The sequence below is a fragment of the Mycobacterium bourgelatii genome, assembly GCF_010723575.1.
Classification (GTDB): domain Bacteria; phylum Actinomycetota; class Actinomycetes; order Mycobacteriales; family Mycobacteriaceae; genus Mycobacterium; species Mycobacterium bourgelatii.
In genome coordinates, this window is sequence record NZ_BLKZ01000001.1 from 5,755,309 (window position 1) to 5,775,869 (window position 20,561).

Below are 20,561 nucleotides of genomic sequence, written 5' to 3' on the forward strand. Positions count from 1 at the left end.
ACGCCCGAGAAGGACGGCCCCCCGGCGCCGCTGCGAACCTTTCGGCGAAGGCCTGCTTGGGCTGGAGGCGTATCCGTTCCACTTGATGACGCAGCGCTACGGGTTCGCCACCCGGATCAACGGCGACTGGAAACTGGCCGTCGACTCGGTGTGCGAGTGGTACCACCCGCCCTACGTGCACGGGCGCTTCATCCACCCCGACGTCGCCAAAGCGGAGAAGATGGTGCCACCGGTGGACGCCTACCACTACGAGTTGTTCCGCCCGCACATGCTGACCTCGGTGCCCGGCCCGCCTGTGTTGCCACCACGCGAAGCGGGCACCGCCGGCGAGGCACGCCAAGACCAGCGCTGGGTGTACAAGCTGTTCCGCGCAGGCCTTTTCGGCCCAGACGACGTCCCCGACATCGGGCCGCTGCCCGGGTTCCTCAACCGGGGCAACATCGCCTCCTGGGGCAACGACCAGTTCTGGATCTTTCCGAACATCTCGATCCAGATCTGGGCGCGCAACTACTACATCACCTACACGTATTGGCCCGAATCCGTCGACAGCCACATCTACGAGATCGACATGTACTTCGTGCCGCCGGCCAACGCGCACGAACGCCTGGCCCAAGAACTGGTGGTGGACAGCACCATCGAGTTCGCCATGCAGGACGTCAACACCATCGAGGCCACGCACTCGGCACTAAAGACCCGGGCGCAGAACACCTTTCACCTGTCCGACCAGGAACTGCTTATCCGGCAGTTTCACCGGGTCATCCGCGACACCGTGACCCAGTACCAGTCGGAGACAGCCCAACCATGATTGAACATCAACTCCCGGAAGGATTTTCGGAACTGGAGCCGTGGGTTTCGGACTGGGCGTTGCCCACCCGGGCCGAACGCTACGCGGCGCGACTGCAGCGGCCATACCCGGAGTTGGTGGCGTTCCACGACGCGGTCGCGCCACACGCCGAGCGGGCGATCGCCTACCTCGACGAACTCGACATCAACGACCTGCCACCGGAAGCGGCCCGGCTGATGCACCTGCTGTATTCGCTGATCCTGGTGTCCTATGCGGTCAATGTCTTCAAGCAGAACCGCATCCCGGACTCCGGCGCCGCCTTCTTCGAGATGGTGGCCGAACCGACGGTGTGATCGTCGTTATCCAATTTCGGCAAATTTCGCGCCATGAGGTTGCATATCGATTGATGCGGCTACCCGTGGTCAAAGACCGCCTTTGTGGTGGGCTGGCACTGAGCGGGAAGGTCGTTGAAGGTGGGTATTGGAATTTCGGTCCAGAACCTCAGCAAATCATTCGGAGCTACCAACGTCTGGCAGGACGTCACCATGGACATTCCGGCCGGCGAGGTCAGCGGGTTGATCGGCCCGTCCGGGACGGGCAAGTCGGTGTTTCTGAAGTCGCTGATCGGGCTGCTCAAGCCCGAGCGTGGCTCGATCATCATCGACGGCACCGACCTCACCGAGTGCTCGACGAAGGAAATGTACGAGATCCGCCAGATGTTCGGCGTCATGTTCCAGGACGGCGCACTGTTCGGCTCGATGAGCATCTACGAGAACACCGCCTTTCCGCTGCGCGAGCACACCAAGATGAGCGAGAGCAAGATCCACGACATCGTCATGGAGAAGCTCGAGATGGTCGGCTTGATCGGCGACGAGCACAAGCTGCCCGGCGAAATCTCCGGCGGGATGAAAAAGCGTGCCGGCCTTGCCCGTTCGCTGGTGATGGACCCTCAGATCATTCTGTGCGACGAGCCCGACTCCGGTCTGGACCCGGTGCGCACCTCCTACTTGAGCCAGCTGCTGATCGACATCAACGCCCAAATCGACTGCACCATCCTGATCGTGACGCACAACATCAACATCGCCCGCACCGTGCCAGACAACATCGGCATGCTGTTCCGTAAGCGCCTGGTCATGTTCGGCCCGCGCGAGATCCTGTTGACCAGTGAGGAGCCGGTGGTTGGGCAGTTCCTCAACGGACGCCGCATCGGCCCCATCGGCATGTCGGAGGAAAAGGACGAGGCCACGATGGCCGAAGAACAGGCCATGGTCGACGCGGGTCAGCATGCCGGCGGCGTGGAGGATATCGAGGGCGTCCCGCCACAGATCAATGCGACGCCTGGAATGCCGGAACGCAAGGCCGTCGAGCGCCGGCGGGCCCGGGTTCGGGAGATGATGCATTACCTGCCGCCAAAGGCCCAGCAAGCGATCTATGACGAATTGGAAGCAAACCACGCCAAAGCCAGCTGAGCCGCCGCGGCGCGGTGAGACTGCAGATTTGGCGGGAAAGTTCGAGAAGACACCGCCAAAAGCGCAGACTCAACGCCAACGAGCAAGCCCGCCGCGGTGAGACTGCAGATTTGGCGGGAAAGTTCGAGAAGACACCGCCCAAAGCGCAGACTCAACGCCAGCGAGCGAGCCAGCGAGCCAGCAACTATCAGTACAGGGGCACCCACACCCCGAAGAACCAGTAGCCCCAACCGCCGTACTGCCAGTTGAAGACCGGGACAACGGTGAAGGTGTTGTAGTTGAACGGGCCGAAGTCGTTGCGGGCGTAGTTGACGTCACGCGGTGGTCCGCTCCACGGCCGATTCCACCCGCCAGCCGGTGGCGGACCGTCCCATGAGCCATTCGGCGGCGGACCCTGCCAGTTTGGCGGCGGATGTCCGGGCGGCGGCCCGTCATTCCAGCCCCACCCTCGAGGCGGCGGCGGGGGCACCCGCGCGGCGATGCTAAAGCCCGCCGGCGTATCGATGGGACCGCCGATCTCCAGACCCGGCAGCACCAACGCGACCCGCGGGATGTAGGGCGGGTGCGGTGGCTGAATGCTCGGCGGGTTGAGAACCACCGTGATTCCCGGTTGGGCCGGGGAAGGCGTCGTGCTCGTCGACCCGGCGGGCACCGTGGTGCTCTCGCCGCTGGACTGCGTTGTGGTCGCCCCACCCGGCGTGGTGGTCCCACCGGTCGACGAGGTGGTCGTCGTCGCGTCACTGGGCGGCGGTGTCGACGAGGGCGTCGACTGCGGCGTGGTCGTGCCGGTCGGTGCAGGAGTGGTACTCGGCGCGGCTGTCGTCGTGGCCGTCGGCGGAGCCGAGGTGTCGGTGGGCTGCGGGCTTTGCGTCGTCGGCTTGGGCGCCACAGTGGTTTGGGGGACCTGAGTCGGCTGGGGAGCCTCGGTGGGCTGCGGAGCCCGAGTGGGTTGAGGCGCCTGGGTCGGCTGGGGCGCTTGCGTGGGCTGGGGAGCGCGGGTGGGCTGGGGCTGGGGCGCCTGGCCCCCTCCGGGCGGGGCGGGAGGCGCCGACGTCGGATCCAGCGGTGGCGGCGGGTACGGCGCCGAGTGGGCCGAACCGGCCTCCACCGTCGCCGCGACAAGGCCGACACTGGCCGCGACCGCGGCCGCGCCGACTACACGTTTCACTGACATCGCTGGGTCCCCCTCCTGAAGCTTCTTCCGACGGTCCGATGACAAGCGCCTACGGGCAGGTCACTTGCATTTCAAATGACTTGGTCACCGTCTGCGGTTGGTCCGGGTTGGACATGTCCACGCCGGAGGCGGTGCCCTTGATGGCGTAGCTCTTGTCTTTCTTCACGGCCCCGGCGTTGGTCGCTTGATCGGGGGCGGCGTCAGAAAAGCCCAACGCGATGTTGTCGAAGTTGCCGAGTCCGACCGAATGGACGATGGGCGGATCGGCGTTGCTCACTACTGCACCGATTCCGCTTGATACGTCACCGATTCCGATGTTGACGTTGTCGCCGACCGGAGTGCAGGTCACCGCACCGGCGACGTCCTGCTTCTTGCCGTCGATGATCAGCACCGGGCCGGCAGGCGCGGCCGGTTGACCGGGCTGTCCGCCCTGGCCCTGATTCGACTTCTTGTCTGAACAACCGATGCAGCCCGCAACCACAATCGCCGCGCTGGCCACCCCGACCACGATCACACGCTTCGCCACCGCATCCCCCTTATGCCGTCGGCATTTCTGATTTCACCACGCACCGCCGCGGGCGGGATACCCCTCAAGCCAAATTGCGAAACACGTGGGTCTAGTTACGAACTATGTCGCGCTGACGTGGGCAGATCCTGTGCCCGCCGTTAGAGCGGACTATGTGTCCGCCTCGACGCGGCGGGCGAGGAAGTCCAGCACAGCGTCGGCGAAGATGTCGTTGCGGTCGCCGGCGACCATGTGACCGGCGCCGCGCACATCGGTGAACTCGACCTGCGGGAAGCGGGCGAGAAATTCGTCGGCGCGCGCCTGACTGACCAGGTCGCTCATCTGCCCTCGAATGAGCAACATGGGCACGCCGTTGCCCAAGATCGACTCGACCGCCGCGTGCATCCGGTCCACCTCGGTGACCTCGATTGGCGGGAACTTCGCTGTGCCACTGATGAATTGGGGATCCCAGTGCCAGTACCAGCGGTCGCCGCGGCGGCGCAGGTTGGTGGTCAGGCCCTCGAGATCGGTGGGGCGCGGGCGGTGCGGGTTGTATTCGGCGATGGCGTCGGCGACCTCGTCAAGCGAACCGAAGCCCGATTCCACCCGCTCGGTCATGAAGGCGTGTATGCGGTTGGCGCCGGACTGCTCCATGTTGGGGACGATGTCGACCAGCACCACGGCGCTGGCGATGTCGGGCGCGATCTCGCCCAACAGCAGCATCGAGGTGAATCCGCCCAGCGAGGCGCCGACCAGCACCGGCTTTGGCGGCAGACCACGCAGGACCTCGATGACGTCGGCGGCGAAGCTGGATACGCGATAGTCCCCGTCGCTCGCCCAGTCCGATTCGCCGTGCCCCCGAAAGTCGACGGTGACGGCCTGCCACCCGCGCTTGGCGACCGCCGCGGCGGCGCGACCCCAGGAGCGTCGGGTCTGACCACCGCCATGCAGGAACACCACGGCGCGTGCCTGTGGGTCGCCCAAGCGGTCGCAGACGATACGGACGCCACCCACCCCCTGGGTAGAAAACGTTGCAGGCTCGATCGTCATCAAGGGCTGATCTTAGAGCCCGACCGCTAACGGGACGCGCTAGTGGGAACCGTGCTCACCTCGCCAAAGCCGGAAGAATCGCCTGGCGAGCGTCCGTGGGCGGATTTCGGCGCGGCTTCGGGCGCTATCGATCTTGCTCTTGGTGTGCTTGGCCTCTTCGGCGTAGTCGTTGACCGTTTCGTCGCCTTCTTCGGCGCGCATGTCTGACTCCCTTCGTCGGTTATGCCGGATCGAGACGCTCAGGTGACTCGCCGGGCGTCGGCCGCTCCGGCGGCTCGGCCGGCGTCAGACGCTCGGGCGTTTCCGCGGGTGTCAGCCGTTCTGGCGTCTCTGCCGGCGTGCCTCGTTGCGGTGTTTGCGGGTCAGTCACGGTTGGTTGCCTACCCACCGAAGCCGCGGATTAAAACCGGCCGTCGCCACGGGCGTGGTCACGGCGGCTATCCGCGCGCGGTACCCACCGACTCGTCCTGCGAGACCGGTGGAATTGTATTACCCGGACCCGCAACAGATTTAGCGCCGCTAGCGCCGCGGCCTCTACGCCGACGCACCAAGTCCAGTTGCTCTCCGTCGCGGCCGGGGGCAAGGATCGTGACGAAAACCGATGCCACCGCAACGATGACGGCCATCACCAGGTAGGAGTTGTTGGTGGCGGCGACGAACGCCTCCTTGCTTCGCTCGGCGAGTTGCAGTCCATCCGGACCGAGTTGATGGGCGACGGCAAGGGCTTTCGCCAACGAGTCGGACGCCGGACCACGCACCGGTTCGGGCAGGCCGACCAGCGCTCCCGCGACGTGATGGTGGTAGCTGCTGGCGAGTATCGAACCGGCCAAGGCGATGCCCATCGCGCCGCCGACCTCCCGGGTGGCGTCGTTGACCGCGGACGCGACACCCTGCTTCTGGTCGGGCGCTGCGGTCATGATCGCCGATGTTGTTGGCGCCGTGCATAATCCGAAACCGGTACTGATCACCAGCAGCGGCCAGCACACCTCGAGATACGACGAGTCGGCCGTCAGCGTGCGCATGCACAAGAAGCCGGCCGCAACCAGCACCATGCTGGCGAACACCACCGTCCGCAGCCCGAGTTTCGGCAGGTACCACGATGACAGCGCGGAAAGGCTCAGCAGCGGGATCGCCATGGGACTCAACGCAACTGCCGCGGCAAGCGCCGAGTAGCCGAGCACCTGCTGCAGGTACTGCGTGACGAGAAAGAACAACGCGAACGTGGCCAGATAGACCACGGTGATGACCGCGGAGCCGGTGCCAAAGTACGGGTCGCGGAACAGGCGGATGTCCAGTAGCGGATGGCGGCGGCGAAGCTCGATGACGCCGAAAACCACCGCGAGCACCACTCCCCCGACGAGGCAGGCGAGCACGCGCGGGTCGGCCCAGCCGTGGGCGGGCGCCTCTAGGATGCCGAACACGAACACCGCGAGCGCCGCCCCAATTGTTGCGGCGCCGGGCACGTCCAGTCGTGGCGCCGTGCTGTCGCGCGACTCGGCAATCGTCAGGGTCAGCAACAACAGCACCAATCCGGCGATCGAGAGCGTCCAGAAAATCGACCTCCAGTCGAAGACCTCAATCAGCAAACCGGTGCCGACCAGGCCGAACACGCCTCCAGACCCCGCGACCCCGGCCCACACCCCGACCGCCTTCGTGCGCTCGGCGGGCGGGTACGCGGCCGTCAACAACGACAACGTCGCGGGCATGACGAACGCCGCACCCGCGCCCGCCATCGCTCGGGCGGCAATGATCTGGCTGGGGCTGTCCAGGAGCAGCGGCGCCGCCGAAGCGACCGAGAATATGGCGAGGCCGACGAGCAGCGCGCTGCGGCGCCCGTATCGGTCGCCGATGGCACCGGCCGGCAACACCAAGCACGCCAGCAGCAGGGTGTAGCTATCGACGATCCAGGTCAGCTGGGTCTGAGTCGCCGATGTCGCTGCGGCGATGCCGCTCAGCGCCGTATTCAGGGCGACCATCGAGGCGATGACGAGGGCCACCCCGGCGCAAGCAATGAACAGAGTCCAGCCTCGGCGCGCCGCGGACCCGTGCGCAAAGGTGTCGGTGGTCGACTGTTCGAAACGCTTGGCAGCCCTGACCGCGATACCGGGCATCGACCCTCCCCTTGGCGCTACCGAGGAACCAAACGAGACTATCGGTCTCGGAGCGAGACTAACAGTCCTGATACCCGTCAGACTCCGAGGGAAAACGTGATCGATCCGCGGGCCGCGAGGCCTTGACGACGACTTCAGTTGGCCGGCGCCGGGACCGCCGACATCTGCAGGATCGCGCTAGCCCAGGGCGTGTCGGGCTCCCGCGAGTCGATGTAGCGCCGCACCCCTTCGTTGCCCAGCATCGCCGATCCGGCCTGCTCCATGTATTGGCGCATTTCGGCGAGGTCGAGCAGGATCAGTTCGTCCTCTCCGCGCCAGCCGAAGGCGATTTGCAGGACGCGTGCGGACAACCCAAGGGACTCGGCCAGCGCGCTCAACTCGGCATAGTTGGGGAAGTCGTCCGCGTCCTTCCGACGGGAGTAGGTCGCTTTTGCCAAGTTCAGGGCGGAACCGATTTCACTGTCTGGAACATCGCGGTTCAGCAGCCACTCAAGAACACGTGCCAGATCCTTACCAGCACGATTCCGACGTGACATTCCACACACAGTAGTTGGCAAGCATCTAACAGTCAATCATGCCGATCTTGATCAACAGAACGCGTGTTGCGCATCACGGCTTCATTTTAGGAACCAAAGAACTAAAATTCTGACCTGGAGGATTCAAACGGCACGCAGGGACGCATGAAGGAGCCCCGACCCGAGCGGATCCGGCCACCAGGAGACGCCATGACGCACCCACCACATTCAGCCACTCGGTCGCTCTCGAGCCTGGTGATCAGCGCCGCGACAGCGGCGGCGTTGGGAGCGGCGACCCTGACGGCAGGTAATGCGCGCGCTGAGGTAACCAATGCTTCCTACGAACTCGGCTACTCGCACGCCGTCGCCGAAGTTCAAGACACCGCCGCCCATATGCGGGCGGAGGGTTTCGATCTGGCCGACATCGTCATCTCCAGACGCATTCCGGCGTGGTGCGCCAGGGAGGCGGCGGAAGTGCAGGGGCTGGGATTGGACAGGGCGGACTTCTTCCGCGGCTGCACGGACGGCATGATGACCATGGTCGAAATCGGCGTCGCGTACTGAGATTCGCGTTCAGCCACCCGTGCGGGTGAATGTCATCTGGTAGTCGCCACCCTTGCACGCGCTACCGGTCTCATCTTTGAAGCCGGAGCCTTTGAGCTCCGTGATCGGGTCCGCATGCGGTTCGGGAAGCGGGAAGGTTCCGGTGATTTTGACATGGGACGTTCCGCCGGCCGGGCATGATGCGTCGTACTCGTCATCTCTCGTCCAGACATTGTTGGCGAATTGCAGCAGCTGAGTCCCTTCTCCGCCACTCCTGACGAACCGACTCAAGCAACGTTCGCCGGAACGTACGCAGATGGTGTCGACGGTGTAGTCCGCCTCCTGCGGCCGAGGCGCTGACGGGCCGGTATAGGTCGTCAGCAAATGGTAATTGCCGTGCAGTCCTTGCGCCGGGGACACCACACGGGGCGGCTGGTCGTCCGGATTGCCCAGGCTGGCCACACCGGCGTCGCCAGTGCGGGTGAACGTCACCTTTCGCTTGCTGTAGCAGTCCAGCGAATCCGTTATCCATTCGCCTTCCAACTTGCCGTCAGCCCGTGGTTGCAGCCAGACGTAGTTCCATTTCTCTATCGCCTTGTTGTTGCAGGTCCCGCCCTCCAGGACGATCGCGATCCAGCGTCCTCGTACGTCGTCGAAGGTCAGATTGGGTGTGTGGTTGTAGCCCCCACCCTTTCTCGATGCGGTGGCGACGCACCCCGCGTGGTTGCACGATGAGCGGACCACCCACGTCTCTTTACTCGGGGGATCGGAGTTGGGCACTTCCTTCCCGGACAACGAGAGCTTCGGGCCGAAGTCAGCCGCGTAAAGACCGGTGAATGTTCCGGCATTCTGGTTCGCCTGGGAAGTCGTCGTCGGGCTGGCCGCCGACGGGACGGAATCACCGCCGCCGCTCGTCAGCAGGAAAGCGATGACAACGCCGACGACCGTAACCAGGGCGGCCGCGCCCACCACCATCAGCCAGGCGCGGCGGCCATCCTTGGCGGGCGGCGGAGTTTGAGACGCATCTTCTGGGACGCCGTCAGGCCCGGGCCATGGGACCGGCGTCACCTGGTCGTCGGGTGGCCGATACAACGTCGGGTCGCTGGCGGGATCGTCACCCGACGGACGGAACACGGTCGGTTCGCTCGAAGACGGGCTGGCCAGCGGAGTGAAATGATTCGGATCGCTCGCCGGCCGGCGCATCGTCGGCGGAGCGAACTGGTTCGGATCGCTCGACGGCCGACGCACAGTGGGCGGAGCGTACTGGTTCGGATCGGTGGGCGGGCGTCGTTCCGAGTGCGGGACGTACTGGTTCGGGTCGGAGGCCGGCCTCCGGGGCGATGACCCGGGCGGCGGCGGTTGCGGCGGGACGTACTGATTCGGATCCGACGACGGCCGCCGGGGCGATTGCGGCGACCCGGGCGGCGGCGGTTGCGGCGGGACGTACTGATTCGGATCCGACGACGGCCGACGGGACGATTGCGGCGACCCAGGCGGTGGGTACTGACTCGGGTCGGAAGGATGACGACGTCTGGTGGTCGGCGGGTACTGATTCGGGTCGGTGGGGGGACGGCGCGGACCCCCCGGCGGCAAGACGTTCTGCGGCCGGCCAGGCGGAATCCGTTGCGGCGGGGGGCGTTTGATGGGATCGGACCGGACCGCAGGCGCCTTGCGCGTCCCGGTACCCGAGATCGCATCCTTTGCCGCGGCGGCCATCTCGGTCACCGTCGCGTAGCGGTCTTCGGGGTTCTTGGCCATGGCCTTGGCAATGACGTCGTCGATCTCGCGCGGCAGGCCGCGTCGCATGACCGACGGCCGGGGCGGCGGTTTCGACAGGTGCCCCCCGATCTGTTGTTCAAGACTGTCGCCGGGGAAGGGATGGCTACCGGTAAGGCACTCGTGCAGAACGCATCCCAACGCGTAGGTGTCTCCGCGCGGGTCGGTTTGGCCGGTGGTGACTCGCTCCGGCGGCATGTATGCCCAGGTGCCGATCACGTTGCCGGTGCCGGTCATCGACGCTTCACCCTGTGCCCGGGCGATGCCGAAATCGATCAGGTAGGCAAAGTCGTCCTCGGTGACCAGGATGTTGGACGGTTTGACGTCGCGGTGCACCAACCCGATCCGGTGAGCGGATCGCAGCGCCGACGCCACCTGGGTAATGATGTTCACCGCACGTTCCGGGTCCAGCACCCCGTTGGCGATGATCGCCTGCAAATCCCGGCCGTGGACGAGTCGCATGTCCACATAAAGACGGCCGTCGATTTCACCGAAATGGTGAATCGGTACCACATGGGGGTCGTTGAGCCCGGCCGCCGCCAGAGCCTCCCGCCGAAAACGCTCTATAAAGGTTGGGTCGTTGGCCAGGTTCACCGGCAGCACTTTTACGGCGACGACGCGCTGGGTCTCGGTGTCATAGGCGCGCCACACCTCGCCCATGCCACCGCGACCAATCAGCTCGATCAGCCGATATCGGCCGAACGGCGTCCCATCCACTCCGCCCCCCTCAGCGAGAGTCGAAAATAGTTAGCAAACTTACAATAAGTCCGCTCACCTCCCCAGCGCTAAAAGAATTCTGAAGCCAAGCATGTACCGGCGCCAGCGGACCATTTGGCGATAGTCTCGGATTTTGCCGCTATGTGGTGGCAACGAGCCTCCTGGACGGGTCTTCCCTAAGAAGTTGGTGGAAGCGCGACCGGCCCCGGCGTAGCGGCTGTTAGCTAAGGGGGCGCTAGATGGCGTTCGATCAGGCGGCGGCAAACCCGTCCCGGCCGACCCAATCGACAATGGAACTCCGACTGGCCACGACCATGACCGGCGGGGTCAGCCTTGCAATCTGGATGGCCGGGGTGGCCCGGGAGATCAACCTGCTCGCGCAGGCGTCGCAGTGGCGTCGGGCCGGGGAACGCACCACACAGACAGAACTGAGTCCACCAGCGGAAGCCTCCCTGCGGCTGTACTTGGAACTCCTCGAAATGCTGGACACGATCGTCGACGTCGACGTGTTGTCCGGAACCAGCGCGGGCGGCATCAACGCGGCATTGCTTGCGTCGTCCCGAGTTTCGGGTGCCGACCTGGGCGGTCTTCGCGACCTCTGGCTCGATCTCGGCGCACTGTCCGATTTGATCCGAAACCCGCGAGACGACTACACCCCTTCGCTGTTGTACGGCGACGAAAGGATGTTCAAGTCACTGGCGGAGGAGATTCCGCGACTCCGGCCCGGGCCGTTCCCCCCGACCGTGTTTTCCGAAGAAGCCCACATCTCAACGACCTTGTATGTCACCACCACGCTGCTCGACGGAGAGACAAGCAGATTCACCGACTCGTTCGGGACGTTGGTGCAAGACGTCGACCGCCGGGGTGTCTTCACCTTCACCGACAGCCAACTCACCGAGACGGGCACGGCACCGGTGTTGGCGCTGGCATTGGCGGCACGCAGCTCGGCTTCGTTCCCCGTCGCCTTCGAGCCCTCCTTCGTGCCGTTTACCGAGGGAACGCCCGCCACCGACAAGGTGCCGGCCCGGCCGCCGATGCAGCCCTACGCCAACACCACCCGGGCGCATTGGGTGGCCGACGGCGGCTTGCTGGACAACCGCCCGATCGGCGTTCTGCTCAGGCGCATCTTCGATCGTCGCGCCGGACGACAGGTGCGCCGGGTGTTGCTGTTCGTGGTCCCGTCGGCGGGCCCGTCGCCAGACCCGGCGGAAGAGCCGCCGGCGGACGACATCGACGCGCCGCTCGGACTGGTCGAAGCACTGCTGAAGAACCTGGGGGCACTCACCACCCAATCCATCGCGGCCGACCTGCGAGCGATCCGCTCCCACCAGGACCGCATGGAGGCGCGAACGGAAACCAAACTGCGCCTCGCCGAGCTTGCCGCGAACCTGCGGAACGACGGGCGGCTGCTCACCTCGTCGCTGTTGGCCGACTATGAAACGCGCGAGGCGACCAACCATGCGCACCAACTCACCGACGCGCTGCTGCGCCAGCTCGGCACCTGGCCGCCGGCGTCGAGCGCGCTGGCCGAGAGCATTCCGGAGCACTGGCAAGACGAACTCAAGATCGGCGGCGATGCCGAGAAGGTGTGCCGCCGGCGCGTAGCGGGGTCGGTTCTGAGTCGTTGGTCCGCGCCTGGCCGCCCGCTTCCCGACAGTCCAGCCGAATTCGCCCGGTACGGCCAACCGGCCTACGACCTGGCAAAGGGGTGTGCGATCGCCGTCGTCAGTGCGGCGTACCAACTTGCCCAATCCCCAGCGCAAATCACCGAATTGACGAATCTGACCTACGGAATCCACGCCGCGTGCCCACCGCCCGAACCCGTCGATCTGGTTCGGCTGGTGCGAAACGTATGCACCGACAAGGCCATTCGCCAAGGCTCGATTGGCGACGCCGCGCACCAACTTGCCGAGACATACCTGGAGCACGCGCGGGTGCAGGAGGAGTCGTGGCACAAACTCGGCGGGGTCTTGTCCCGCGGTTACCGCACATTGCAGCGACTTGCCGACGGGCTTGCCGATAGCGCTGGGGCACAACGCGGTTCACTGCTGCAACGGAGGCATACCGCCGCCGGTCAGCTGGCGACGTATCTGCGCTACCTGGGGCCGGAGGCCGATCCGTCAGCCATGGCGGGGAAGCTGTTCGACCTGGCGACCACGCAGCGCGCGATGCTGCCGGCAGAGGACGACATCGACCAGTCCGTGGAGCTGGTGCAGGTGAGCGCGGACACCCGAAGTCTCCTTGCGCCGGTATACGAGACGGCGCAACAGAAGCTCACCGGTATGCAGCTTCACCATTTCGGCGCCTTCTACAAGCGTTCGTGGCGGGCCAATGACTGGATGTGGGGCCGACTCGACGGGGCCGGCTGGCTGGTTCACGTGCTGCTGGACCCGCGTCGGGTGCGGTGGGTGGTTGAGGCACGCCGGGACGAACGTCGCCAATCCGCCGACGGCCGGGAGAGCGGCGCGCAGTGGTTCCTGCGTAGGCTCAAAGGGATTGCACAACTGGACTTTCCATCCTCCGGCCAGCACACAGTCGATGAACTGCTTAGCGAGCTAGCCTTCCTCGACGACCCGAAGGCGGAGATGCCGCCCAGCCTGCCCAAGACGTCGATGTGGCTGGCCCAGGCGTGGCAGCAACACGTCCTGGACGAGGAACTCGATGCGCTGGCGAACACCGTGATCGACCCGGGTGAGCAACAACGGCCGGATTGGAGTCCACAGACCTCACAAGCCTGGGCCAAAGAGGTGCTGACGGCGACATCCCCCGACGCCAAATACGGGTTGCTGAACGACAATCCAGTCGCCAAGGAAACCCTGGGCGGCGACTGGGGCTCGCCGCTGATGACAAGTACCGTGGCCAAAACCGCGGCTACCGGCGCCGGGGCGGTCCGGTCCATCCGAAAGTTGCCCGCGGCCGCTCGACCGCTGGTGGGTATTGTCCGAGCGCTGGCACTCGCTGGGTATCAGCTTGTGTCCTGGGCGAGAAGCACCGTCAGGCTGACCATTGGCGCCGCGTTACTCCTGGCCTTGGGCGTTGCGGCGGCACTTCAACCGGCAACGGCACTCGGGGTGATCGGTGTGCTGGTCGCGGTGGCCGGTGGCTATCTCATCGTGCGCAGGGCATGGTGGTCGTCCAACGCATTGCTCTGGGTCCTGTTGCCGTCATTCCTTGTCGGCGCGGGGCTTTCCCTGGCGATCAACCACGCCCTGTTCGGCGGTGACGCGCACTTGCCGGACTTACGGTGGTGGATCCGACTGGCCATCGTCGGCGGAATCGTCATGGTCATGGCGCTGATCGGCGCGACCAAGCCCAAGCGCTAGCGGCCGACTACAGGGCCGGCTACAGGGCGCGAACGCCGTTGTACAGCACCATCAAGCCGATGAGAACCAGAACGACGGCGACGAGCGCGGCGCTGTTCTCCTCCATCCACACCTTGAGTCGTTCCAACGGATCATCAAGCCGCGCACCGGCACCCGCATACGCGACGATGGGAATGATGACCGTCAACGAGGACATGACGACGAAGAACACGCCGGATATCCAATCGCTCGCCGCGCCCAGGCCGTTGGTGCCGATGCCCAAACCGGCCACCGCACAAATGATCAGCACCTCGGGGCGTACCACTGCGAGTACCGCGCCCGTCACGCCCGCGCGCGGTGGCGTCAGCCGACTGAACGAACTCATCCAGGCCGGAACGTGCGCGTGGTTGCGCCGCGTCACCCACCGGTAGATACCGAACACGATGAGCGCCGAACCGAGCACCACTCGCAGCCAGGATGCCCATGTCGGCGGTGAGTGGGTCAACCCGCTGAATTTGTCCGAAACAGAGATGAACGCCGCGGTCGCCGCGCCCAGGCCGAGCAGCCAGCCGCCCAGGAAGGCCAGACCGGTAGGCCGCGGCCGCGGTGCATGCAAGACCAGCACCGCGGGGATGACCGTTATCGGCGAAGTCGCGATCACCAACGCGAGCGCGGTCAACCTGGTCAGCTCTGATCCCCAACTTGCCGTCACGGCCGGTAATCCTCGCATCGGAGGCGGGCGAAGGCACTCATTTATTGCAGGCCGGGTTCAATGCGTCGGTGGCGCCGGCGCCGCCCACCGCAGTTCGCAAGGACGGACGCCACGGTGACAACCCCGGGCCGCATCTTCAGACAGCTTCGATCCCTTTGGACAACACCATCAGCCCGATCAGGACCAGGACGGCCGCAAGCATCGCGGCGTGGTTCTTTTCCATCCAGTCTTTGAGTCGATTGAGCTGGTCGTCGAGACGGTCCCCCGCGGCCGCGTAAGCAAGGATGGGAATTGCCACCGTGGAGGCGGACAGACCGACAAATATCGCGGCGGCCAGCCACTGACCCACCGTGCCGAGGCGGCTGGTGCCAATGTCCAACCCGGCGGCCAGGACAAGAGCCGACACCTCGAGCCGTACCACGACCAGCACCGCGCCGACGATCCCCGCGCGCTGCGGGGTGATGGTGGCAAACGAGCGCATCCAGCGCGGTGACTCGCTGTGCCCTTTCCGGCTGACCCAGCGGTAGATGCCGAACAAGATAAGGGCCGACCCGAGGACGATCCGCAGCCACGAGGCCCAGGCCGGGGGCGCTGTGTTCAGGTCGCCGAGTGCGCCGGAGCCGACTACGAAGATCGCGGTGAGCGCGGCCAGCCCCAGTACCCAACCGGTAAGAAACGCCAGACTGGCCGGCCGTGGTCGTGGCGCCTGCAAGACGAGGACCGCCGGGATGATGGTCAGCGGCGAGACGGCGATGACGAGTGCCAGCGGAACCAAACTGGCCAGCACCGGGCCCCAATTTCCTGTCACGGGCAGCAATCCTCCCATTGACGCCGAGGTAAGCGTGCACTCAATGCAGCGTGTCCCTGCCGGCTTTGACGCCGGCTTAGACGCTGGCTTTGACCGGCTCCTGTGCCTTGCCGACCCGTCACTGATCCGTCACCGCTTCAGGCTCTCAAAGATCTCTGGGTAGTGGTGGTGGGCAAGGAAGTGCCCGCCGGACACCAAATGCATTGTGGCGTTGGGGATCCGCTCTGCAAGCCGCTGGGTCCACTTTGCATCCAGTAGCTGGTCCTCGGTTCCCGCCCACACGTCCACCGGCACCTGCAGATCTTCGAGCTCAAAACCCCACGGCCGGACCATCGCCCGGTACTCTTCCACGACGCCCCCGGGTTGCCGCAGCGCCTCCCGGGACATCCTGGCGAACGTGCCATAGCCCTGTGCCCGCAATACCGCCGCATCGGCCGCGCCGAGACTCCGGGCGGCTAGCCGGCCATACAACGGCGGGGCGCACATCGCGGCAAATCCGGTGGCGTAGAGGCACTGTCGGGCCAGCCAGGGTGCACGCTGGGACAGCTTGAGGTATGTCCGGTCGATGGCCGGCAGAGCCTCGACAGCCCCCGGCTCGGTCAGTGGCACCATGCCGGCGACGATCGCGACGCGTGTCACGCGAGCCGGCAACACGCAAGCGAGCGCCGCGGCATATTGGCCGCCGAGCGACCAACCCATCGCCGCAAACCGGTCGATATCGAGGGCGTTTATCAGTTCGACGACATCGCTGGCCCAATCGCGGATGGTGCGGCCGGGCTTGGGGTCAGACCGTCCGACGCCCGGTCGATCGGGAGAGATCAGCCGCACCCCGCGCTCGCTCGCCATCGCCGCGGCGGCCTCGACATCTAAGCGACAGGCCAGCCCGCCGTGCGCATTGATGATTGGAAACCCTTGCCGGTCTCCGTATTCCGCGTAGCTGAGTGTCCGTCCGTCACGAAGGCCCAGGACGTGGTCGGTCGTCATGTGGTCAACAAACATAGCAGCCGTAATCCGTTGCGGCGCCGTTCAAACCGACTCACCTCCACGATGAGGTTCAGGGGGTCAGTGTCGCGTGGGTACGCACATGGTGCGGGGCGAAGGGATCTGGGTCAAGGCGTTACACCGAGTCACCTACACTGCGGAGGCTGACACATCGGCGACGGAGCGAGGTTGTCATTGCAATGGGTGGCACCGACCATGCGGATTGTGGCCTTCGACGAGGCAGGACGCCCAGGGCAAAGTGCACCGCTCCTATGAGGCGGAGGCGCTCGCCATCTTCCTAATGGAGACTGTGCTGGGTTCCAATGTTCCGGTGTACTACACGTATGGCGAAGAAATCGTGAAAGGTGGCTGATATGCCCCGCCGCATCACCATCATCGTGGTTGCTGCAACCGCACTGGCCTCAACGCCGGTCACGACCGCGGTCGCCTCGGCCACCGCCAGCCAAAGCATCAGCCCCGCAACGCATTTTTACCCGGCCGATCCAGCACCCGATGCCGGTGACCAATCCACCGCCGAGCAACGCGTGGTCGAGGGTTACGTCAACAAACAGGCCGACTGCACACCCGACCTACCCGCCAACCCGCAGTCGGTGACCTGGGATCCGCCCGGGTTCGCGCCGAACGTCGGCGGAACCGGAAATATCAACGATGCCGATCCTCGGCTGGGTGGCCGCTTCGTCGCCGATTACGTCAACGGCCACTGGAACATCGCCTACCCGTACTGCTGAGGACCTTCCGCGAGAACGGCTTTCGCTGCTGACGCTACTGGCAGAGCTGCGGCGCGAACTTCACCGTGGTGGTCGACGGGGTGTTGAATTGGGCATCCAGGGTGAGTGACGGGTTCACCACTTCGTTCTCAATGCCAAACCGCTTGAGTTCGAGGTAGACCTGCACGGTGTCCGAGGAGGTCCGGCGGGCAGTGGTGTCTCGGTCCGGCCGCATCGACGTTTCCCCGGCATTGGGGCCTAGCGTGTCAATGATGGCAAGGTCGTCGGTGTCTTGCTCCGGACCCAGTTCGGCGAATTTCTTGCCGTTGTTGGCGACGCTGTAGGTCAGCACGTAACCGACGAATCCCTTGGCACGGGAACCCGAAGGAGACTGCGGCAGCGGCTGCTCGAACCGAATCAGCAACTCCAGCACGCCCTTTCGGGGACGCTTGGCCTCGACCGTCGCCACGGTGATGCTGGTGGGGGGCCGGGGTCCGTCCTGGGTCTGGCAACTCAGACGCTTCGGCAGCCGCGCCCAATAGTCCGTCGGTGACGTCGTCCAAGCGATCAAGCCGATAACACCCACGATCACTACCAACGCGGTGGGAATCAGGAACCGCAGCGCCGTGGGCAGCGCCAGCCAGCGCTGACGAACCCCACCCGACGGGCGCGCGGACGTCGATTCCGCTGCCCGACGATGCGTGGTCCACTTCGCGCCGTCCCAGTATCGCTGCCCCCCTGATCCGTCAGGATCGGCAAACCATCCTGCCGGGGGCGAAGTCGGCACCGTCATGCTCCGTTCCGCTCGTGAGGGTTCGTCACGTTTGGGGTCGCGCTGGTGAGCCGTGGGTTCACGGCGGCGTTTCTAGCGGCTCTGGCGGCCGATCGAGCATCTGCACGCGGTCGCCGTCCCATTTGAAGCCGACGACCGTCAGCGTGCCGTCCAAGCAGGTGCTGCAGCTCTGCCGGGTGCGATAGGTGAGGACGACGGTGTCGTTGGTCGAGGCCGGCGCCTCCAGTTCGGTGAACGCGTAAGTGCTGGGCGTCGCGGTCCCCACGTACGTCCCCCGGTGAAAGAGCAACGCCAGGTCGGGTGAACTGGCAGTCGCGCCCTGCACCGTCAACACCACTGCGGACAGATCGGCGCAGGGGTTGTAGTTGCTGGACTGGGGTTTGCTGTCCCACGGCTTGCCGGTCCGCTTGTCCGGCGGAAGCTGGGGCAACGTGGCCGCCAGCGCGGCCGCCTCGTCCGGTCCGCACGTGCCCGCGGTGGCACCCGAGGTGGCCGGCGTGGATGCGGTAGCCGACGAACCGGTGGCTGACGGCGGCGTTGACGAAGCGCTCGGTGCATCCGAATCCTTGCCCACGAAGATGAAGACGGCGGCGGCGCCGATGCCTATGGCGAGCGCACCGGCGGCAACCAGCCAGCGGGAGGGCGTGGGCCGGGCAGCTTCCGTCGGCGGCGTCGTATCGATGTCGTCAGACGGGTCATAAGCCGGCGGCGGCCAGTTGGGGTCGACCTGGTCGACCTGCTCAGCTGCCACTGCTACAGACCTCTCCGGATAAACGTCTCGCTTACTCCCCCGGTCATCCCCAGATTGGCGAATTGTAGCCAGAACGTGCTGGTAGCGGAAATAACGCGGCGCTTTACTTCAGCCATTTCCACAGGTGAGACTGCCCACATCCGAGCAACGAGGCTAGGGGGCGCGCAGCAATTTACCGCATACTGGACGTCATGCAGCAAGCGACATCACCGCAAACCGACGGCCGAGTGCCGGCCGGTTCGGTGCTGGGTGCTGCGCGGATGGCGGGCCGGGGCTGCTAAATGGGAGCAGCCAGCAAAGGCCGTCACCGACGGCGGGCAACGCCGCAGCCGTCGCGCTTGCGGCGGCGGGTGACCCGCGTCCTGATGACGCTGGTGTCGCTGGTCGCGCTGGTGCTGACCGGCGCGGGCTATTGGGTGGCCCACGGCGCGCTGGGCGGCATCACGATCTCGCAGGCGCTGACCGCCGAGGACCCGCGATCCACCGGCAACAACATGAACATCCTGCTCATCGGGTTGGATTCGCGTAAGGACCAAGACGGCAACGACCTGCCGCAGTCAATCCTGAATCAACTGCACGCCGGCGACTCCGACCAGGGCGGTTACAACACGAACACGCTGATCCTGGTGCACGTAGGCGCCGACGGGAAGGTCGTCGCCTTCTCGATCCCCCGTGACGACTGGGTGCCCTTCAACGGAGTGCCCGGATACAACCACATCAAGATCAAAGAGGCTTACGGGCTGACCAAGCAGTACGTCGCGCAGCAACTGATCAACCAGGGCGTCACCTCTCAGCGTGAGCTCGAGACGCGGGGCCGCGAGGCCGGTCGCGCCGCCACCCTGCGGGCGGTGCGCAGCCTGACGGGGCTTCCTATCGACTACTTCGCCGAGGTCAATCTGGCGGGCTTCTATGACCTGGCCCAGACGCTGGGCGGCGTCGAGGTGTGCCTGAACCAACCCGTCTACGACTCGTACTCCGGCGCCGACTTCCCCGCCGGGCGGCAGCGGTTGAACGCGTCGCAGGCCCTGGCGTTCGTGCGGCAGCGGCACGGCCTGGACAACGGGGACCTGGACCGCACCCACCGGCAGCAGGCGTTTCTGTCGTCGGTGATGCGCGATCTCAAGGCGTCCGGCACGTTTACCAACCTGGACCGGCTCAGCAACCTGATGGCCGTCGCGCGCAAAGACGTCGTGTTGTCCGCCGGTTGGGACGAGAACCTGTTCCGACGCATGGGCGATCTGGCGGGCGACTCCGGGAACGGCAACGTGGAGTTCCGGACGCTGCCGGTGGTCCGTTACGACAACATCGACGGCCAGGACGTCAACATCATCGACCCGGTCGCGATCAAGGCTGAGATCGCCGCGGCTATCGGCGCCCCTCCACCAGACGCTCCCGCCACCACGACGACGGTCAAGCCCAACCCGGAGACCGTGGTCGATGTGATCAATTCCGGCAGCATCAGCGGCATGGCGAGCCAGGTGTCCAGCGCGCTGCAGAAGAAGGGCTACACCACGGGCCAGGTGCGCGACCGTCAATCCGGCGACCCTTCGACCACGACGATCGCCTACGGCGTCGGCGCAGACGCCGACGCACACAACGTGGCGAACCTCCTCGACATCGACGCCCCCAGCCAGCCTGACCCCACTCTGGCGCCCGGGCATGTACGGGTCACGGTGGACACCAACTTCTCGCTGCCGGCGGCCGACGAAGCCACGACGACCACCACGAGCACGACATCTGTCACGCCGTACTCGTACTACTACAACGGCACCCTGACGACCTACCCGACGCCCGATCGCGGCAAGCCGCTCGACGGCGGCGGGGTGCCGTGTGTCAACTAGT

19 protein-coding genes are annotated in these 20,561 nt (G+C 65.6%); 7 read left to right on the forward strand and 12 right to left on the reverse strand.

The window, feature by feature from the left end:
- Nucleotides 1-85: 85 nt before the first annotated feature.
- The 3 genes from G6N68_RS31155 to G6N68_RS24770 all read left to right on the forward strand — a co-directional run bounded on the left by G6N68_RS31155 (nucleotide 86) and on the right by G6N68_RS24770 (nucleotide 2,253).
- Nucleotides 86-805 (forward strand): RHO alpha subunit C-terminal catalytic domain-containing protein, encoded by a 720-nt coding sequence (locus G6N68_RS31155; RefSeq protein ID WP_240355613.1) that lies wholly within the window; start codon nucleotides 86-88, stop codon nucleotides 803-805.
- Nucleotides 802-1,137, forward strand: a complete 336-nt coding sequence (locus G6N68_RS24765; protein ID WP_163717868.1) for a hypothetical protein — start codon at nucleotides 802-804, stop codon at nucleotides 1,135-1,137. The genes G6N68_RS31155 and G6N68_RS24765 overlap by 4 nt, the downstream gene beginning before the upstream one ends.
- Nucleotides 1,138-1,257: 120 nt before the next feature.
- Complete coding sequence (locus G6N68_RS24770) at nucleotides 1,258-2,253, forward strand: ABC transporter ATP-binding protein (RefSeq protein ID WP_163717870.1); 996 nt, start codon at nucleotides 1,258-1,260, stop codon at nucleotides 2,251-2,253.
- Between the two features lie 187 nt (nucleotides 2,254-2,440).
- Here the strand turns inward: G6N68_RS24770 and G6N68_RS32250 are convergent, their stop codons facing one another.
- The 6 genes from G6N68_RS32250 to G6N68_RS24805 form a co-directional block, all read right to left on the reverse strand.
- Nucleotides 2,441-3,427, reverse strand: coding sequence for an MAP_0585 family protein (locus G6N68_RS32250; RefSeq protein ID WP_371871661.1), 987 nt, complete (start codon nucleotides 3,425-3,427; stop codon nucleotides 2,441-2,443).
- A gap of 49 nt (nucleotides 3,428-3,476) precedes the next feature.
- On the reverse strand, nucleotides 3,477-3,953 hold the full coding sequence (locus tag G6N68_RS24790; RefSeq protein WP_205351432.1) for a lipoprotein LpqH: 477 nt from the start codon (nucleotides 3,951-3,953) through the stop codon (nucleotides 3,477-3,479).
- Between the two features lie 150 nt (nucleotides 3,954-4,103).
- The gene (locus tag G6N68_RS24795) at nucleotides 4,104-4,982 is read right to left on the reverse strand and encodes an alpha/beta fold hydrolase (RefSeq protein ID WP_205351433.1); all 879 of its coding nucleotides are present in this window, start codon (nucleotides 4,980-4,982) and stop codon (nucleotides 4,104-4,106) included.
- Between the two features lie 39 nt (nucleotides 4,983-5,021).
- Complete coding sequence (locus G6N68_RS30310) at nucleotides 5,022-5,183, reverse strand: hypothetical protein (RefSeq protein ID WP_205351434.1); 162 nt, start codon at nucleotides 5,181-5,183, stop codon at nucleotides 5,022-5,024.
- Nucleotides 5,184-5,419: 236 nt separating this feature from the next.
- Nucleotides 5,420-7,093: an MFS transporter gene (locus tag G6N68_RS24800; protein WP_163717876.1), complete on the reverse strand. Its 1,674-nt coding sequence runs from the start codon at nucleotides 7,091-7,093 to the stop codon at nucleotides 5,420-5,422.
- 134 nt (nucleotides 7,094-7,227) lie between these two features.
- Nucleotides 7,228-7,629 carry a hypothetical protein gene (locus G6N68_RS24805; RefSeq protein WP_240355617.1) on the reverse strand — a complete coding sequence of 134 codons (402 nt, stop codon included), beginning with the start codon at nucleotides 7,627-7,629 and terminating at the stop codon, nucleotides 7,228-7,230.
- A gap of 189 nt (nucleotides 7,630-7,818) precedes the next feature.
- Between G6N68_RS24805 and G6N68_RS24810 the strand changes: the two genes are divergently transcribed.
- Nucleotides 7,819-8,172 (forward strand): hypothetical protein, encoded by a 354-nt coding sequence (locus G6N68_RS24810; RefSeq protein ID WP_163717878.1) that lies wholly within the window; start codon nucleotides 7,819-7,821, stop codon nucleotides 8,170-8,172.
- 9 nt (nucleotides 8,173-8,181) lie between these two features.
- Here G6N68_RS24810 and G6N68_RS32255 read toward each other — a convergent pair whose 3' ends face one another.
- Nucleotides 8,182-10,644, reverse strand: coding sequence for a serine/threonine-protein kinase (locus G6N68_RS32255; RefSeq protein WP_163717880.1), 2,463 nt, complete (start codon nucleotides 10,642-10,644; stop codon nucleotides 8,182-8,184).
- A gap of 239 nt (nucleotides 10,645-10,883) precedes the next feature.
- On the opposite strand from G6N68_RS32255, the gene G6N68_RS24820 reads away from it, so the two are divergent.
- Nucleotides 10,884-13,967 (forward strand): patatin-like protein, encoded by a 3,084-nt coding sequence (locus G6N68_RS24820; protein WP_163717882.1) that lies wholly within the window; start codon nucleotides 10,884-10,886, stop codon nucleotides 13,965-13,967.
- A gap of 19 nt (nucleotides 13,968-13,986) precedes the next feature.
- On the opposite strand, the gene G6N68_RS24825 is transcribed toward G6N68_RS24820, so the two are convergent.
- From G6N68_RS24825 to G6N68_RS24835, 3 genes are all read right to left on the reverse strand, one after another.
- Nucleotides 13,987-14,676 (reverse strand): GAP family protein, encoded by a 690-nt coding sequence (locus G6N68_RS24825; protein ID WP_163717884.1) that lies wholly within the window; start codon nucleotides 14,674-14,676, stop codon nucleotides 13,987-13,989.
- Nucleotides 14,677-14,794: 118 nt separating this feature from the next.
- Complete coding sequence (locus G6N68_RS24830) at nucleotides 14,795-15,484, reverse strand: GAP family protein (protein ID WP_163717886.1); 690 nt, start codon at nucleotides 15,482-15,484, stop codon at nucleotides 14,795-14,797.
- Between the two features lie 111 nt (nucleotides 15,485-15,595).
- The gene (locus G6N68_RS24835) at nucleotides 15,596-16,450 is read right to left on the reverse strand and encodes an alpha/beta fold hydrolase (protein WP_163717888.1); all 855 of its coding nucleotides are present in this window, start codon (nucleotides 16,448-16,450) and stop codon (nucleotides 15,596-15,598) included.
- 371 nt (nucleotides 16,451-16,821) lie between these two features.
- On the opposite strand from G6N68_RS24835, the gene G6N68_RS24840 reads away from it, so the two are divergent.
- On the forward strand, nucleotides 16,822-17,196 hold the full coding sequence (locus tag G6N68_RS24840; RefSeq protein WP_163717890.1) for an integrase: 375 nt from the start codon (nucleotides 16,822-16,824) through the stop codon (nucleotides 17,194-17,196).
- Between the two features lie 34 nt (nucleotides 17,197-17,230).
- Here the strand turns inward: G6N68_RS24840 and G6N68_RS24845 are convergent, their stop codons facing one another.
- Together G6N68_RS24845 and G6N68_RS24850 are read right to left on the reverse strand one after the other, a co-directional pair.
- Complete coding sequence (locus G6N68_RS24845; RefSeq protein WP_163717892.1) at nucleotides 17,231-17,968, reverse strand: DUF2510 domain-containing protein; 738 nt, start codon at nucleotides 17,966-17,968, stop codon at nucleotides 17,231-17,233.
- Between the two features lie 58 nt (nucleotides 17,969-18,026).
- The gene (locus tag G6N68_RS24850) at nucleotides 18,027-18,719 is read right to left on the reverse strand and encodes an LppP/LprE family lipoprotein (RefSeq protein WP_163717893.1); all 693 of its coding nucleotides are present in this window, start codon (nucleotides 18,717-18,719) and stop codon (nucleotides 18,027-18,029) included.
- Nucleotides 18,720-19,000: 281 nt separating this feature from the next.
- Between G6N68_RS24850 and G6N68_RS24855 the strand changes: the two genes are divergently transcribed.
- A complete protein-coding gene (locus G6N68_RS24855; protein ID WP_163717895.1) occupies nucleotides 19,001-20,560 on the forward strand; it encodes an LCP family protein in 1,560 nt (519 codons plus the stop codon).
- The last annotated feature ends 1 nt before the right edge of the window (nucleotide 20,561 follow it).